This is a genomic window from Micromonospora sp. WMMD1155 (assembly GCF_029581275.1).
Classification (GTDB): Bacteria; Actinomycetota; Actinomycetes; order Mycobacteriales; family Micromonosporaceae; genus Micromonospora.
In genome coordinates this window covers 127,368-144,039 of record NZ_CP120742.1, presented here as the reverse complement: position 1 = coordinate 144,039, position 16,672 = coordinate 127,368, and the positions used below count along the sequence as shown (strand labels likewise).

10 protein-coding genes, 1 tRNA gene and 2 pseudogenes are annotated in these 16,672 nt (G+C 65.8%); 8 read left to right on the top strand and 5 right to left on the bottom strand.

The genetic code is table 11. The features are described from left to right. The first annotated feature begins 54 nt into the window (after positions 1–54). The 5 genes from O7617_RS00365 (at position 55) to O7617_RS00345 (ending at position 9,097) form a co-directional block, all read left to right on the top strand. Positions 55–132, top strand: a tRNA-Val gene (locus O7617_RS00365). A 441-nt stretch (positions 133–573) separates the two neighbouring features. Further along, a complete protein-coding gene (locus O7617_RS00360; protein WP_282260720.1) occupies positions 574–747 on the top strand; it encodes a hypothetical protein in 174 nt (57 codons plus the stop codon). 284 nt (positions 748–1,031) lie between these two features. Further along, complete coding sequence (locus O7617_RS00355; RefSeq protein ID WP_282260719.1) at positions 1,032–5,915, top strand: DEAD/DEAH box helicase; 4,884 nt, start codon at positions 1,032–1,034, stop codon at positions 5,913–5,915. A 420-nt stretch (positions 5,916–6,335) separates the two neighbouring features. Then, complete coding sequence (locus tag O7617_RS00350; RefSeq protein ID WP_282260718.1) at positions 6,336–7,649, top strand: DUF4365 domain-containing protein; 1,314 nt, start codon at positions 6,336–6,338, stop codon at positions 7,647–7,649. Further along, a complete protein-coding gene (locus O7617_RS00345) occupies positions 7,646–9,097 on the top strand; it encodes a hypothetical protein (protein ID WP_282260717.1) in 1,452 nt (483 codons plus the stop codon). Before O7617_RS00350 ends, O7617_RS00345 begins: the two co-directional genes overlap by 4 nt. A 415-nt stretch (positions 9,098–9,512) precedes the next feature. Here the strand turns inward: O7617_RS00345 and O7617_RS00340 are convergent. Beyond that, positions 9,513–9,847: pseudogene (locus tag O7617_RS00340) on the bottom strand (transposase); the annotation flags it as partial. Between the two features lie 238 nt (positions 9,848–10,085). Between O7617_RS00340 and istA the strand changes: the two are divergent. The 3 genes and pseudogenes from istA to O7617_RS00325 all read left to right on the top strand — a co-directional run. Continuing rightward, positions 10,086–11,315 (top strand): IS21 family transposase, encoded by a 1,230-nt coding sequence (gene istA / locus O7617_RS00335; protein ID WP_282258131.1) that lies wholly within the window; start codon positions 10,086–10,088, stop codon positions 11,313–11,315. Then, positions 11,315–12,103 carry an IS21-like element helper ATPase IstB gene (istB, locus tag O7617_RS00330; RefSeq protein WP_013730719.1) on the top strand — a complete coding sequence of 263 codons (789 nt, stop codon included), beginning with the start codon at positions 11,315–11,317 and terminating at the stop codon, positions 12,101–12,103. The genes istA and istB overlap by 1 nt, the downstream gene beginning before the upstream one ends. Positions 12,104–12,348: 245 nt before the next feature. Then, positions 12,349–12,494 (top strand): annotated as a pseudogene (locus O7617_RS00325) (transcriptional regulator); the annotation flags it as partial. Positions 12,495–12,727: 233 nt separating this feature from the next. Here O7617_RS00325 and O7617_RS00320 read toward each other — a convergent pair. The 4 genes from O7617_RS00320 to O7617_RS00305 all read right to left on the bottom strand — a co-directional run bounded on the left by O7617_RS00320 (position 12,728) and on the right by O7617_RS00305 (position 16,664). Continuing rightward, positions 12,728–13,744, bottom strand: coding sequence for an abortive infection family protein (locus tag O7617_RS00320; RefSeq protein ID WP_282260716.1), 1,017 nt, complete (start codon positions 13,742–13,744; stop codon positions 12,728–12,730). Positions 13,745–14,264: 520 nt separating this feature from the next. Then, positions 14,265–14,915, bottom strand: a complete 651-nt coding sequence (locus O7617_RS00315) for a GNAT family N-acetyltransferase (RefSeq protein WP_282260715.1) — start codon at positions 14,913–14,915, stop codon at positions 14,265–14,267. A gap of 59 nt (positions 14,916–14,974) precedes the next feature. Next, entirely contained in the window at positions 14,975–15,949 is a 975-nt protein-coding gene (locus O7617_RS00310; protein ID WP_282260713.1) for a hypothetical protein, read from the bottom strand. 31 nt (positions 15,950–15,980) lie between these two features. Further along, entirely contained in the window at positions 15,981–16,664 is a 684-nt protein-coding gene (locus O7617_RS00305; protein WP_282260712.1) for a GPP34 family phosphoprotein, read from the bottom strand. Positions 16,665–16,672: the final 8 nt, after the last annotated feature.

The window sequence follows — 16,672 nt, the reverse complement described above, 5'->3', positions numbered from 1 at the left end:
CACCCTGGCACAAACCGCTGCAGGTACGAACAGGCACCCCAGCACGCGCTCGCCTGATGCTCCTGAAACGGCTTGCTTGAGAGCGCTTCGTTCACACCGAAGAGGTCGCTGGTTCGATACCAGCATCGCCCACTCTCAGTTTCTGCAGGTCAGAAGCCCGTTACCGGAGTCATCGGTAACGGGCTTCGCCGTATGTGCGGCTTACATTGGGAGCAGATTGGGAGCATGGCGCTCCCGCCCTATGGTCGCCTGGCATCCCCTACAGTCCTCGGTGAGCGCTCGTCGGCGCCCGCTCACTCGGGTCGATTGTTGGTGAACTCCACCCGCGACCAGCTTGGACACTTCTCCTGCGGTCCGAAGCGACTGCAGTGCCGGCAGCTGGCCGGAGTGCCCCCACGTGCGTGAGGAGGACGTAGGGGTCGTTGGTCACAGCAGCTCGAACGGCGGAGCCCCCACGTACCTCGGGAGGCCAAAACGCCAAGGTGGTGCGCGGGATGTGTCGCGCATGAGGGCGTTGGCCATCAACGCCCTCATGCGCAAGGCAGCGCGTCCCGGCACCCGCTAGAAGAAGTGGTGCGCGTCGTCGAGATCGCCGTCATCGGCGCGCACACCGGAGCGACGCTGCTCGACACGCTGGTTAGTCCCGGCATGTCTATCCAGCCGGGCGTGCTGTTCGGCGACGTCACCGAGACGATCGCCGACTGGCGCGCCGCTGCCGCAAGGCCGCCCGCCCCTGCCAGCGGATGACCGAGAATGGTGATCCCTGATTCGCCATTGCCTCAACGCGGCCTCCTACCAGCTCGCCTATGACCTTGCCGGACCGGCTGGCTGCGCCGGCTTCCCGCCGGGGAGACAGTCCTGCGCGTCCTGACCGTCGGGGCCTGAATGCCGCTTCTGTCGGCTGCTGTCCAAGAGCCCGTCGGAGCTGCGGAATCCACAGGAGCGGTCGGTAACGGTAGAGTCGCGTACCTCCGGCTGACATCTCCGGCGAGTGGTGGCTTGCCGGCATCTGTGACGGGACTCGAAGCGCAGTGACGACGACCACGACCGTGCATGACGTCATCAAGGCGATCCGCGAAAACTCGTTGAGTAATCGTGATCGTGGTATCGGCTTCGAAGAGTTGATGCTCCAGTACCTGAGCACCGACCCGCAGTGGACCGAGCAGTTCAGCCGGGTGTGGATGTGGGCCGACTGGCCTGGAACGGAGCACGACAAGCGGGATGTCGGCATCGACCTGGTCGCGCAGGACCGCGAGACGGGTGGCTACTGCGCCATCCAGTGCAAGTTCTACGAGCCGAAGCACACCGTTGAGAAGGCGGACATCGACTCCTTCTTCACCGCCTCCGGCAAGGGTGGCTTCACCCGCCGCCTGATCATCTCGACGACCGACAAGTGGAACGTCCACGCTGAGGCAGCGCTAGCCGATCAGCAGGTTCCTGTCACGCGGATCGGACTCGACGAGATCGCGCAAAGCCCCGTGCAGTGGCACATGCCCACCGTCAACCGCCGCGTCGAAATGACCCTTCGGGCCAAGAAGTCACCGCTCAAGCATCAGCGCGAGGCCATCGACGACGTCTTCGCCCGCTTCGCCGCACACGATCGCGGTAAGCTGATCATGGCGTGCGGGACCGGCAAGACGTTCACCAGCCTGAAGATCGCCGAACGGCTGCAGCGCGAGCGCGCGGTCGCTGGAGAGTCAGAGCACACCACCGTGCTCTTCCTGGTTCCCTCCATCGCATTGCTCTCGCAAAGCCTCCGGGAATGGTCATACGAGTCCGAGGTGACGCTGCGCGCGTTCGCGGTGTGCTCGGACACCAAGGTCGGCAAGCAGCGGGCCGCCACCGGCGACGACAACGACATGGCCACCTACGACCTGGCGCTGCCCGCCACCACCGACCCCGACCGCCTGATTGAACAGATGGCCAGGGTTGAGGCTGAGCCAGGGCTGACCGTGGTCTTCTCCACCTACCAATCCATTGGAACCGTGGCGGCGGCTCAACGCGAGGGGCTGTCCCGCTTCGACCTGATCCTGTGCGACGAAGCCCACCGCACAACCGGTGTCACGCTGGCCGGCCATGACGAGTCCTCGTTCGTCCGGGTCCACGACGACACGTACCTCGGCGGCGACCGCCGCCTCTACATGACCGCCACCCCGCGGATCTACAACGAGGACACCAAGTCCGAGGCGAGGAACTCGGACGCGTTGCTGGCGTCGATGGACGACGAGACGACCTACGGCCCTGAATTCCACCGGCTGGGCTTCGGAAAAGCCGTCGAGCAGGGTCTGCTCACCGATTACAAGGTTCTCATCCTCACCGTGGACGAGGGCAGGGTCGCCAAGACGCTGCAGCAAGGCCTCGCCGGCGGCGACTCCGAGCTGAGGCTCGACGACGCTGCGAAGATCATCGGCTGCTGGAATGCGATGGCGAAGCGCACCGGCACGTTCGCCGACGGCTCCGGGTTCACCGAGGGCGAGGCACCGATGAAACGGGCCGTAGCGTTCGCCCGCTCCATCGCCGACTCCACGGCGATCGCCAAGCGTTTCACCGAGGTGGTCGACGCCTACGACGACGCCGACGACGAGGTGCTGCGCTGCGAGGTCGAGCACGTCGACGGCACCTTCAACACGCTGCGGCGCAACAAGCTGCTCGACTGGCTGAAGCAGGACCCCGGCCCGGCCAACGCCCGCATCCTGTCCAACGCCCGCTGCCTGTCCGAGGGCGTGGACGTACCAAGCCTGGACGCCGTCCTCTTCCTCCACCCCCGCAACTCGGTGGTGGACGTCGTCCAGTCCGTCGGGAGGGTCATGCGCCTCGCTCCCGGCAAAAATTACGGCTACATCATCCTGCCGGTCGCCATCCCCGCCGGCATGGCCCCGGAAAAGGCGCTCGCCGACAACCAGCGCTTCAAGACGGTGTGGCAGGTCCTGCAGGCGCTGCGCGCCCACGACGACCGCTTCAACGCCACCGTCAACCAGATCGAGCTCAACAAGAACAAGCCCGACAACAAGATCGGCATCGGAAACATCGGCCCGAACGACGAGTCGATCGGTGACCGCGACGGATCGAGCACAGCCGACAGTGCCGAGGCCGCGAAGGCAAAGGAAGCCCAGAGCGCCAAGCACGTCCAGGAGGCACTCTTCTCCGTCACCGACTGGCGAGAGGCAATCTACGCCCGCATCGTCGACAAGGTCGGCCAGCGGCAGTACTGGGAGGACTGGGCCCGCGACATCGCCCAGATCGCCGAACGTCACGTCACCCGGATCAAGGCCGCCCTGACGCTACCTGAGAAGCGCAGCGCCTTCGAGGAGTTCCTCAGCGAGCTACGCCTCAACATCAACCCCGGCGTCAACGAGACCGACGCCATCGACATGCTGGCTCAGCACATCGTCACCAAGCCGGTCTTCGACGCGTTGTTCAAGGACTACGGATTCGCCGAACACAACCCGGTCTCCAAGGCCATGCAGCGCATGCTCAACATCCTCGACGATCAGGGGATCGGTGCCGAGAGTAAGAAGCTCGACGAGTTCTATCAGTCGGTGCGGGTGCGCGCCGAGGGCATCGACAACCACGAGGGCCGCCAGTGGGTCATCGTCGAGCTGTACGACAAGTTCTTCAAGACCGCCCTGCCGAAGACCGCCGACGCGCTCGGCATCGTCTACACCCCCGTCGAGGTCGTCGACTTCATCATCCGCACAAGCGAGCAGGCGTTAAACAAGCACTTCGGTCGCTCACTGTCGGACGAAGGCGTCCAGATCATCGACCCGTTCGTCGGCACCGGCACCTTCCCAGTCCGCCTCCTTCAGTCCGGCTACATCAAACCAAAAGATTTGCTCCGCAAATACATGAGCGAACTGCACGCCAACGAGATCGTGCTACTCGCCTACTACATCGCCGCCATCAACATCGAGGCCGCGTTCCACGACCTGGTCGGCGGCGACTACCGGCCCTTCGAGGGCATCGTGCTGACGGACACCTTTCAGCTCGCCGAGGGCACGGCCAAGTTGGATGGACTCGACGTCCTCGAAGGCAACAGCGAACGCGCCAAGAAGCAACAGAAGCAAAAGCTCACCGTCGTCGTTGGTAACCCTCCCTACTCAGTCGGGCAGGACAGTCAGAACGACAACAATCAGAACTTGAAGTACGAGGTTCTTGACGGGCGCATCAAGCAGACGTACGCCGCCCTCTCGACAGCCACGAATAAAAATTCCCTCTACGACTCCTACATCAGAGCCATTCGTTGGGCCTCTGATCGCATCGACGACGAGGGAATCGTGGCCTTCGTGTCCAATGGTGGCTACATCGACGGAAACACTGCGGATGGCCTACGAAAATCGTTGGTCGCCGAATTCGATACCATATACTGCTACAACCTTCGAGGTAACCAGCGCACCGCCGGCGAGCTATCTCGCCGCGAAGGTGGCAAGATCTTCGGATCCGGCAGCAGGAACACCGTTGCCATTCTTATTTTAATCAAGGGCGGTAAAGAAGGTGCACGCGCTGGTGAGTGTAAGCTGCACTACCGGGACATCGGAGAATACCTTAGCCGCGAAGACAAGCTCCGCATCGTTAGTTCGCAGAGCCTTGAGACGGTCGAGTGGACAGGGTTGGCACCGAACGCGGCCGGCGACTGGATCAACCAACGGGACGAACGTTTTGCAACGTTCCGTCTAATTGGCCAAAAAGACAAAGCGCTTCGCGCCAGTTCGGTCTTCGGCACCTACTCAAGTGGCATCAAAAGCGGGCGGGATCCCTGGGTCTACAACTTCTCGGAGCGCAAGCTTCGGGACAACATCCAGTTGATGGTCGAGTTTTACAACCAACAAGTGAATAAGTTCGCAGAGTATCGCGATGCGTCGGGCATGAAGAACCTAACGCCGGCGCACGTCGACGCCATTATCGATCTTGACGCGAGGAAGATCAGCTGGAACGAGGCAGACAGAGGCAGGATCCACAAGGGTGATCGCTACGCCTTCGATCCAGCTTCCGTCCGAGCGGCGATTTACCGCCCATTCTCTAAGCAGTGGATATACTTCAACCAGCGTCTGAATCAAAGAACTTACCAGTTGCCGACGCTGTTTCCGACGCCAGAACACAAGAATCTTGGCTTTTACAACGTCGGAAGCGGGTCGGCCGTTCCGTTCTCGGTTCTCATGACCGACGCTCTGCCCGATCTTCATGTTACGGGCGCAGGCAGTGGAGGGCAGTTCTTCCCGCGCTACGTCTACCGTGAAATAGATACTGATGGCGATCTTTTCACCGCTTTTGGGCAATCGGCTCGATATGAACGCCTGGATAACATCACTGACTCCGCTCTGAATGAATATCGGAAGGTTCACGGTGATTCGAAGATCACAAAGGATGACATCTTCTACTACACCTATGGGCTACTGCATTCGCCTGAGTATCGGGAACAGTTCGCGGCGGACCTGAAGAAATCCCTGCCCCGCATCCCGATGGTCGCCGATTTTCACGGCTTCGCCGAGGGTGGACGAAAGCTCGCCGATTTGCACATCGGCTACGAGCTGGCGGAGCCGTATCCCGGCATCGTCGAGACGGCTGCGGGGGACGTGTCTACAACTCCACTCGGCCAGCTGTACCGAGTGAGCAAGATGAAGTTCGCCAGGACCAAGGGCGTGGTGGATCGATCGACGATCCTCTACAATCACCGAATAACTCTCAGCAACATCCCGGAGGAGGCGTACCGCTACGAGCTCGGTGCCCGTTCGGCCATCGAGTGGATTATCGAGCGGTACCAGGTCAAGACTGACAAGGATTCAGGCATTGTCAACGACCCGAACGATTGGGCCGACGATCCTCGCTATGTGGTCGATTTGCTCAAGCGGATTGTGACCGTCAGCTTGGAAACCATGAAAATCGTAGACGGCCTACCCTCTATGGATATTCTCGACTAACGGTGCGGTTGACTCGTGTCGTGATACTGCGGCAACCGATCATGGTCTCATTGGCGTTCATTGCAGGTGCGGGGCACCCGCTGCGCTGACAGCGTGGCTGCCGACAGGCATCTTCGGATTGGCGGGTCGTTGCCGACGAGCCGCCGCCGTGGGCTGGTCGGCTCGTCGGCAACGAGGGCGCCCCGGGTCGAACCAACCCCGAACCCCTGCACCTGAACAGTGGCGTGGGTCTGACGCATGCGTACGCCACTGCCTCACCTGCTGGAGTTGTCGGTGGGCCTGCCTATGCTGATTCAAGCCACAGCTTGACAGCGAAGGACCAGCGCATGGCGTGGAACAAGCGCGTACGGCGGCATCGGCCTGTCAGACCCGGCCGGGCTGCGGCACAGTCAACCGCCCTACCGCTGGGGTCGTGATCGGATGCCGAAGCGTAGCGTCCAGCAGCGGGCTGGATACCGGGGCGAGGCTTTCGTCGACAAGGCCGTCTCCGACGCGGGCCACGTGTGGAACGACACCCGGCGCGACTTCGCGATCGACGGCCAGATCGAGTTCGTGGACACCGATCGGGAAGTCACCGGAGTTGCCGTTCTAGCCCAGGTGAAGGCCACGGAAGCTGGGTTTCCGGGCGAGACGCCAACTCACTTCAGGTTCCCGTGCAAGTCCGACCACATCGACTACTGGTGTCGGCTGGGCAGACCAGTCGTGCTGATCTGCGTGGACCTTCGTAGCCAGCAGGCATGGTGGAAGCGCGTGGACACCTGGTTCGCCGACCCCGAGCGCAAGGCGCGCCGCGTCGTCCAGTTCGATAAGTCCGCAGACCGGTTCGATCCAGACGCGTTCAGCAAGATGTCGGCCCTGGGCGTGCCGGTGGGGGAGCAACTTCCGCGGCTAGAGGGCAGCGAGCGGTTGGTCTCGAACCTGCTCACTGTCGAGGGGTTCGCTCCACTTGTCTACGAGGCGTCGACGCCGTGTCGTGACCGGGGCGAAGCCTGGGAGCGGATGCGCTCAAACGGCAACAAGTTCGAGGGCGGCTTCCACCTGGCCGCCGGGCGAATCTTCTCACTGTGCCGACTGGACGAGGGCCCGCTGGCCATCCTGTGCGGCGGGCCGGTGACCTCCATCCCGACCGAGACCTGGGCGAGCACCGAGGATCCCGACCTGCAGCGCCGCTTTGTGTCTCTGTTGAACTTCACCCTGCGAGCGGCGCACCACCCCGAGCTGGTCTGGCACCTCAAGAAGAAGGTCGTCTACATGCAGGCGCCGCCCGACCGCTCCAACCGAAGGATCAAGGGCCGCTATCGGGGCAGCCGCGGGCGCAGCTTCTTCACCCCCTATTTTGGGAAGGACGACGAAACGAAGATTAGCTTTTGTCGTCACTACGCCGCCGGCTTGTACTTCCGCCGCTGGGGTGAGCAGTGGTACTTGGAGATTAACCCCACCTACCACTTCACCATCGACGGCTGGCGCGACTCTCTGTACGACGCCGAGTATGTCAAAAAGATCAAGCGCATGGAGCGCAACAACGCCGTCTACCAGCTCGTGCGCGCCTGGGCCGACTATCTGCAAGGCGAGGACACCCTGTTCAGCCGCCGAGACGAGCGCATCCGGTTCGGCCAGCTCCTCGAGCTGGACTGCGATGCCACAATCGACGAGACGGTGTGGATTCCGCAGGAGCCGGTCCCGAAGCCGAGCGTGAACGGGCTGATAAAGGGCCTGTGGGAGTTGCCACGATGAGAGCGCACGCGCTTCACGAGCCGGAGCTGGAGTTTCGCGCCGGAAACCGGCATATCGACCCGCGCTACGGCATCAGCGTCTTTGGCCCGGCCGACGCCGACTCCCCGGCCGCGCCGCACCACATCCCGGTCGCCCTGGTAGGCCCCGCCCAAGCCATCGATGGCATCCGGAGCTGGTTGCAGCGCTGTCAGAATCAAATTGACGCCAAAGACACGAAGCCCGGGCAGAAGAACCTCCACCAACCGTTTCCCGGTTTCAGCATCGACGCGCAGTTCGGCGCCGAGCTCATCTTCGATGACTCCCTCGTCCGCGAGATCCCTGAGCGCCAGCTGCGCCGCATGGCCCGCGCCGACGTCATGTCCGCAACCGCCGATGCGGTCGAGATCTACGCTGATGCCGCCCGATCGCTCGTCGAGACCGGGCGCTGCCGGGTCGTGATCTGTGCCCGTCCGGATGAGCTCAACGACAGGGAAAACCACCCGCCGTCGGTCAAAGGCGCAGCCGAACACGAGGATGAGCAGGACGAGCGTGAGGCCGGCGGCGACTTTCATGATCTGCTCAAAGCCACCGCACTCACGCTGCCGTCGCCTCTGCAGCTGATGCGCAAAGAGACCTGGACCGGGGTTCGCGCCAGGACCGGCGGGCAGGCTGCCCGGGCCTTGCAGGACGAAGCCACCAGGGCCTGGAACTTGCACACGGCCCTGTACTACAAGGCCGGCGGGACACCCTGGCGCATGCAGCGCCACAGCTCAGACCTCGCCACCTGCTACGTCGGTGTCAGCTTCTACCGCACCCAAAGCGGCCAAGAGCTCCACACTGCCGTCGCCCAGGTATTCAACGAGCGCGGCGACGGCGTCGTTGTACGCGGCGGCACCGCGCAGATCTCCAAGAGCGACCGGCAGCCCCACCTGGCGCTCTCTGACGCCCGCCGGCTGCTGCTCGACGCGCTGGCCGAGTACCGCAGCACCCACGGCCACCAGCCCGCGCGCATCGCCGTGCATAAGACATCGAACTTCACTCCCGGCGAAATCGATGGCTTCCACGAAGCCGCCGATCAACGCGACATCGACCACGTCGACATGCTATGGATCCAGCGACGCGGTGCCCCACACTTATACCGCGCCGGGCAACTTCCACCCCTGCGGGGTACCACCGTTCAGATGGATGCCCGCACGCTGCTGCTGTACACCCGCGGATCGGTGCCCTACTTCCGCACCTACCCCGGCATGTACGTCCCGCAGCCGCTGTTGATCCGGTCAGCATCGCCAGACACCGATCTGCTGGCCACCGGCGCCGACATACTCGCCCTATCCAAGATGAACTGGAACAACGCCCAACTCGACGAACGCGATCCGCTCACTCTGCGCACCGCCTACAGGGTCGGCTCGATCCTCAAGCATGTTCCGAGCAACGCTCGAATTGCCACGCGTTACGCCTACTACATGTAGAGCTACAGCATGCGGGACACCGAATTGCCTGACGGCGTCATCCTCAGCGTCCTGTGCCATGTGCCATGTGCCATGTGCCGCAGCGTATTGCCTATGAGTTCGTCGACCTGTTCCGGCGGCATGGCGCAGAGGTGGTGGTGATCGCATCGGGGGAAGCAAGTCGGGACTGGGCTCGTCGACACGCCGGCCATCCGAGCAATGCCCGTCACAGTAGCTCGACCTGTGACAGCCCGCTGGCGGACGCCCAGCCGCGATTGTCAGCCTGCGGTAGGGCCCCGATGCTGTAGCGCTCGCCCGCGGACCTAGGGAACGATGGATGCTGCGAGATCGCACGTCGAACCGCCGCAGCGGTAGCCCGCTGGTTCGAGTGTTGCCCGAGTGCAGCCCGAAGTTCCGAAGGTGTCATCGGATCTCCGCGGGCGTCGGTCTTCGCCGCACCGGGGTGAAAATCAGCGATCCGGCGCATCGCCAGGCCAGGCAGGTAGGTAGGCCACCGGATGACCGCACGCCCTAGCCACCGCGACCGGCAGGGCACCGATCGAGGCCGGGCTGGTCGACCACGACCAGGACCCGGCCGTGGCGGGTGAGTTTGTCGAACAGCTGCCGCAGCCGGGTCTCGATGTTTGGCAACGCCGCGTAGTGCAGCCGCTTGCCCTCCGGCGTCAACCCGACGGCGTGGTGACCCTCTTTGCCGACGTCCCAGCCCAAGAGGACGCCGAATCCGTCGTTCACCACACCGCCTCCACGCATCGCATCGTGGCCCCGGGTCGCTGATCCAGGCGTCGGACAGCCGGCAGCCACGTTACGAAGAGACCTACCCCAACACGGGTGGCCGTGTCCCTATCAGCGGTCCACCGACGCCACCCGACCCGGCGACAACACCCTCCCGGTGGGTCCGGCTGCATTCCGCCTAGTCGTTGTCGGCTCCGCCTGAAAACTGACCCCGTGGTTCCGGCTGAATTTTGACCCCTTCCGGAAGCATCGGGAGGTGCTGAGCGTGGAGGACTGGGCGGAGATCCGTCGGTTGCACCGGGCGGAGCGGATGGCGATCAAGGCCATCTGTCGCCGGCTGGGGGTCTCGCGGAACACGGTGCGTAAGGCCTTGGCCAGTCATGAGCCGCCTCGCTATCAGCGGGCGGCGAAGGGCTCGATCGTGGACGCGGTCGAGCCGCAGATCCGGGCGTTGTTGGCGGAGTTCCCGGACATGCCGACGACGGTGATCATGGAGCGGGTTGGGTGGGCCCGCGGCAAGACGGTGTTCGCCGATCGGGTGCAGCAGTTGCGGCCGTTGTTCCGCCGCCCGGACCCGGCCCAGCGGACGGAGTATCTGCCGGGCGAGTTGGCGCAGTGTGATCTGTGGTTCCCGCCGGCGGACGTGCCGTTGGGCTTCGGGCAGGTCGGCCGGCCGCCGGTGCTGGTGATGGTGTCCGGGTATTCGCGGTGGCTGTCAGCGGTGATGATCCCGACCCGGCAGTCACCGGACTTGCTGGTCGGGCACTGGACGCTGATCTCCGGCTGGGGACGGGTGCCCAAGGCGTTGGTGTGGGACAACGAGTCCGCCGTCGGGCAGTGGCGGGCTGGCAGGCCGCAGCTGACCGAGGCGATGAACGCCTTCCGCGGCACCCTCGGCATCAAGGTGATTCAGTGCCGACCGGCGGACCCGGAGGCCAAGGGCCTGGTCGAGCGGGCCAATGGCTATCTGGAAACCTCGTTCCTGCCCGGACGCCGTTTCGCCTCGCCCGGCGACTTCAACACCCAGCTCACCGACTGGCTGGTGGGGGCGAACAACCGCCAACACCGGATGCTGGGCTGCCGCCCGCTGGACCGGTGGGACGCCGACCGGGCCGCGATGCTGTCACTGCCACCGGTCGCGCCGGTGGTCGGCTGGCGCCAGGCCACCCGGCTGCCCCGCGATCACTACGTCCGCTTGGACGGCAACGACTACTCGGTGCACCCATCCGTGGTCGGCAGGCGGGTTGAGGTCACCGCCGACTGCGACCACGTGACGGTGGTCTCCGACGGCCGGCCCGTGGCCCGACATGACCGCTGCTGGGCAAGCCATCAGAGCATCACCGACCCTGCCCACCGGCAAGCCGCCGCCGACCTGCGCGTCGCTGCCCAACACAAGCCGACGACCGCGGTCGACGCCCAGGTCGAACGCCGGCCGTTGAGCGACTACGACCGCATGTTCGGCCTGGACGTCGAGGTGGCTGCGTGATGGCCGCCAAGACCAGCCGCAACGTCGCCTCGGAGATCGCGTTCCTCACCCGCGCCCTCAAGGCGCCGTCCCTCGCTGCCTCCGTCGAACGCCTGGCGGAGCGGGCCCGGGCCGAGTCATGGACGCACGAGGAGTTCCTCGCCGCCTGCCTGCAACGCGAAGTCGCCGCCCGCGAAGCCCACGGCGGCGAGGGACGTATCCGGGCAGCCAGGTTCCCCGCCCGCAAGAGCCTGGAGGAGTTCGACTTCGAGCACCAACGCTCTCTGAAGCGGGAGACGATCGCCCACCTGGGCACCCTCGACTTCGTGGCGTCGAAGGAGAACGTCGTCTTCCTGGGCCCGCCCGGCACCGGCAAGACCCACCTGTCCATCGGCCTGGGGATCCGGGCCTGCCAGGCCGGACACCGGGTCGCATTCGCCACCGCCGCCCAATGGGTGTCCCGCCTCGCCGACGCCCACCACGCCGGCCGACTGCAAGACGAGCTCGTGAAGCTCGGCCGGATCCCGCTGCTGATCGTCGACGAGGTCGGCTACATCCCCTTCGAAGCCGAAGCGGCGAACCTGTTCTTCCAGCTCGTCTCCAACCGCTACGAACGAGCCTCGCTGATCGTCACCAGCAACAAGCCCTTCGGCCGCTGGGGCGAAGTGTTCGGCGACGACGTCGTCGCCGCAGCCATGATCGACCGCCTCGTCCACCACGCCGAGGTCATCTCGATGAAGGGCGACAGCTACCGGCTTAAAGACCGCGACCTCGGCCGCGTTCCCGCAGCCACCAAGACCAACGACTGAACATCAACAACCAGCGAGGGGGTCAAAATTCGGCCGGAACAGAGGGGTCAAAGTTCAGCCGGCGTTGACAGTCGTCCGTCCATCGTGGTGCCTCCGCGACTCCGACTTCCACCACGGAGCACTTCTTTGCTTTAACTTGTTCGGATAGTTGGGCGGCGTTGGACGAAGGCTGGGCACATCAGCGAGCAGGTCTGGGACTCAGTTGTGCTGGCTGTGTACAGGCTCATGCGCCAGGGACGGCACGTCTCTCCTAGCCCGCCGTGGGTCGTCATCTTTGAATTCTCACCGAGGCCGGCTCGCTTGAGCGCGACAAGCGCGGCGCCTGGGCGTACCACCCGCTAGTGGCCGTCGCCGCTCGCCGCGAATCGCTGACCTGCTGACGCCGCCTCGGAACGGGCGACGAAGAGCGATCGATGACCGGCAGCGGCGCAGGCGGGCGCGAGTGGCGCCGTTAGTGACACGCCCTTGCCAGAGGAGTAATCCCGAGCGCTCGGTTTGACACGTCCGCATAGCCATGCTCCCAGGCTTGATTCCGTGACGACGGGTGAAGCTGTCGGTAGTAACCTGACGGCCTACTTGGCCGTCACGGCGCGCGCCGTGGGCGCGACCGACGGCATTGTCCTGCTACTGCTGGAGTGCGTCATACGCCTCACCAGTCTGCTGGATGTGCTCAGCGATCTCAGTCCACGCCCGTTCTGCTGTGGCGTCGCCGAGCAGCCGCCGCGCCAGGTGCATCTCCGCCACGGCCTGCCGCCATATCAGGCGGAACTCCTGGGACCAGGCCGACCGGTAGATGCGTTCAGCGAGTTCGGTCAGAATCCTGGTCCGTTCGGAATGGGGGGCGAGGATCTCGGCCGCCAGGCGCGGCGCGCGAGCTTGTTCGTCGACGTGCACCTGCCCGAACTGGTCGAGGAACAGGCCCTCGACCACTCCCTCGCGGTATCCCAGGGGCCAAGTGACTGCGTCCTGGCTCAGCGCGCATGCCTCGACGCCGTCGATGCGTACGGTGAAGGTGTTGCGCGACGCCCGCTGGCCCACGGCCACGCCCAGCTGGCGCTGGTCGGCAGGCTCCAGCTGCGGCAGGTCCGCCGCAGCGAGCCTCGTTGCGAGAGATCCCATGCTGAACGATGCGGTGCCCAGGTCGGCGATCAGCGGCTGCAATGAGCCGAGGAGTACCAGTTGCAGGCGCCGCAATGCCCACCGCGTCCACAGCAGTGCGGCGTCGACGCAGGTCTCCAAGACCTCGTCTTCAAGAACCGGCAGGACGGATCGGCCGTGGCCAGTACCGTAGGTATTGCGTAGCTCCCGCAACACCCCGGCAAGCTTGCGGGCTGCAGTGGCCGCCTGGCGGACCGCAGCATCGGCGGCGACTCCGGGCCCGACCTGGTGCTCAATTGCGCGATGGGCATCGCCCAGCACCTTGTCGTACTCCTCGCCGCTTCCGGCGGGGCGCCCACGAGCATCGAGCACCACGCGCGCGGTTGCCTCGATGAGGTCCTTGGCCGAGCCGACTATCAGCGGGCGGTCGTTCGCGGTTACTGCCGACCGAAGTCGTTGAAACGGATCTTGAATCGCTGCCCATGCAGCGTGGCCTAACGCCTCCGGTCGGGGAAGCTCTGCCGTCAGCACGTGCGTGGTCATTCAACGATAGTGCCAGCGTGACCAGGCACTCCGGAGATCGCCTCCCGAGTGCCTGCGGCCGACCAAGGCTTTGATGGCGCGTTGCGAACGACCGGCTTGGAGCGGTCGCTCCGCGAGGCACAACCATCTCCCCGCTGGCCTGCCACTGGTTCGGGCATGGCCCGGGCCAGGTTGTCCCATATGGCGGCGGGTGCGGCGAAGCCGGGGTCTAGGAAGCGGCCTGAGCCGTTGGCTGAGGCGAAGGCCGCCGCCGAGCTGGGGCCGCTGTCGCTGACCGGCCCGGACGGCTGGTCAAGCAGTTGACCAAGAGGGTCATGGAGACGGCGCTGAACGAGGAGATGACCGAATACGCTCGCGCTGTAGGTCCTGGGCGTGAGTTCTGGGATCAGCGAGCACGATGGCATCGCGGCGGGCGGCGAGGCTCGTCGCGGTCGTCCGGGGGTGGCACGGTTTCGTCCGAAGTCATGTGTGACACGGCGCAGGATCGGCCACGGTTCAGTTCGTGCGGCCATCGCGCGGGTCAACCGCCTAGGCCTCTGGCCTGCGAGCGACCTGCCGCGCTGACGGAGTCCAGGGGTTGAGGGCCCGGCGTAGGGGTGCGGCGCATCGGGGTGACGGCCGGGCCGTTGGGCAGCCGGATGGCTTCCTGTGGGGTGTAGCCGTAGCGGGTGTAGAGATCTTGGCGCGCGCAGGTGGTGTCGGTCCAAGAGGGCAGGTCGATGCGGTCGAGTCTGTCGCGGTGGTGGGCGAGCATCGCCGCGCCGATGCCTTGCCGCTGGGCGGCGGGCGCGACCGCGAGGAATGCCAGGTGGTAGTGCGGTTCGGTGGGCCGGCGTGCGCTGAGCAGGTCGTCGAGGATCTCGAACCGCTCAGCATGGTTGCCGGCTGCGTGGGTGAGGCGGCTGCGGTAGTTCGCTGGTGGTGGGATGCTGCGGTAGCGGTGGAAGCCGACTGCGGCGGCGTTCAGGTCGTCGGTGACGTGGGTGTCGCCGTAGAACATGGCGTGTTCCACCCAGATCACCGCCACCTCGGTGAGGATGCGGCGTCGGTGGGTCGCCTCGGGCACCAGCCAGGCGGCCAACGGGTCGGGGTGCAGGGCGTCGGCGACGAGCGCGGCGACCTTGTCCTTGTCGGCCCAGCGGGCGGCGCGGATGCGAGCAGTGGCGTTCATGAGGATCCCTTGACAGGTCGGAAGCGGATGGGGGTTGCCGCGTGATTGGCGGCGCGGTGTCAGGGCGTGTTGGTGGTGCTCGTGCGGGTGTGGATGGTGAACAGCAGGTAGTCCTCGACGTCGCCGGTGCGGGGGTGGCCGCGCTGTGATGGCGTGAAATGGGCGCGTTCGTAGGCGAGGACCTCGCCGGTGCTGGGGTGCAGGATGAGGAGGCTGCGGATGGTGCCGTCGTCGCTGGTGGCGCTGACGCCGGCACCGGTGCGCCCGGCGCGGTCTCGCACGGCGGGGTGGTAGGTGAGCCCGTTGGTGTTGCTCAACAGAGTGAGGATCGCGGTGCGGGCGTCGCGGTTGGGTGTGCGCCACGACGTCAGGCCGGCGATGGCGTGCAGGACTGCCGGTGCGCCGAGAAACGGCGGCGAGATGCTGCTGATTTGTCCGGTGAGGCCGGTGGAGTCGACGGCGATGGGGCCGATGGTTCCGTCGAGCGTGCCCGGCTGGTAGGTCTCGTCGGTGGTGGGTTGTGGGCCGGGCGGGTGGCGCAGGCTGATGGCCCGTCCGGAGGCGTTGTCGGCGCGCCAGTGCCGCTCTTCGAAGACCACGACGGTGCTGGTCGCGCGTCCTGCGTCGATGCGGGTGTCGGCGGCCCATTGCCGTATCAGCATGAACGAGAACCGTCCCGGGACGTCGCAGTGCGCCTCGGCGGCGACCTGGGGGAGCACGTGGTCGGCTGGCCGCGGTGCGGGTAGGGCGGTGTGTGGCGTCGCCGAGGTCCGTGCGGCGAGGGTGCGCAGTTCGGCAGGGGTCAGTGGCGCGGGGATCTCACACGGTGGGGTGCTCGTTCGGGCAGGCGAGGTGACCTGCCAGCGGCTGCCCTTCGGTGCGGGGTTGTGCGTGGCGGCCGATCCGGGCACGAGGGCGGCAGCGGCGAGCAGGCCCAGCACGCACAGCGCGGCAGCGATCCTGACGGCGGGCCGCCGACGCCAGTGGGCCGGCAGATCCGTGGGCGTCGAGGGTGGGTGAGGTGGGTGAATCACGGTCGATGGCTCCGGGAGTCTGTGGGAGGGGTCAGCGGTATGCGGCGGTGGCGAGGTCACCGACTGCGGCGTCGACCGCGGCGGTGATGTCGCGTACGGGCCGGTAGTGCTGCTCGGCGGTCGCCCGCAGCTGGGCGGCGACGGCGTTGGTGTCGTCGAGGTAGAGGTGGGTGGCGAGGCCGAGGACGGCGATGAGGCCGGCGAGGGCGGCGGTGTGGTTGTCCGGCGGCTCCCGGCCGGCGGCGAGATACCGCAGCCTGGATCGGGCCACGACTGCCCATTTGGTGTCGGTGGCGAGGTAGACGTCGGTGCGGGCGAGTCCGCCGAGGCGGCGGCGGCTGGTGCGGTGCAGGATCCCGCCGGCGTGCAGGCCGGCGCGGGTGCGTTCGTACAGGTCCTCGGCGAACCATGTCAGCCAGCCCCGCAGTGTCGGGGCGGGGTTGGCGTAGCGGACCGAGGCGATGGCGGCGTCGGCGACCAGGTCACCGACGGGCCGGTCGAGGCGGAGCCGGATCCTCGGGTCGCCGGCCGGGCGGGTGTCGTCGTTCGGGTCGTCGAGCGCGATTCGCCCGGCCAGGAAGAGGTCGGTCAGGACCGCGCCTGCCATGCCGAGGGCGAGGGCCTGGCGGTGGATGTGGGGCTGGCCGGTGTCGTCATTGTGGCCGAGCAGGAACAACTCGTCCCGCAACGGCAGCTGAGGCATCGACGCGGTCATCTCGGCAG

What these genes read in the sequence shown, in the direction of transcription:
- O7617_RS00305 (WP_282260712.1), bottom strand. Translation starts at nt 16,664, where the DNA reads ATGACCGCGTCGATGCCTCAGCTGCCGTTGCGGGACGAGTTGTTCCTG.
- istB (WP_013730719.1), top strand. Translation starts at nt 11,315, where the DNA reads ATGGCCGCCAAGACCAGCCGCAACGTCGCCTCGGAGATCGCGTTCCTC.
- O7617_RS00320 (WP_282260716.1), bottom strand. Translation starts at nt 13,744, where the DNA reads ATGACCACGCACGTGCTGACGGCAGAGCTTCCCCGACCGGAGGCGTTA.
- O7617_RS00350 (WP_282260718.1), top strand. Translation starts at nt 6,336, where the DNA reads ATGCCGAAGCGTAGCGTCCAGCAGCGGGCTGGATACCGGGGCGAGGCT.
- O7617_RS00315 (WP_282260715.1), bottom strand. Translation starts at nt 14,915, where the DNA reads ATGAACGCCACTGCTCGCATCCGCGCCGCCCGCTGGGCCGACAAGGAC.
- O7617_RS00345 (WP_282260717.1), top strand. Translation starts at nt 7,646, where the DNA reads ATGAGAGCGCACGCGCTTCACGAGCCGGAGCTGGAGTTTCGCGCCGGA.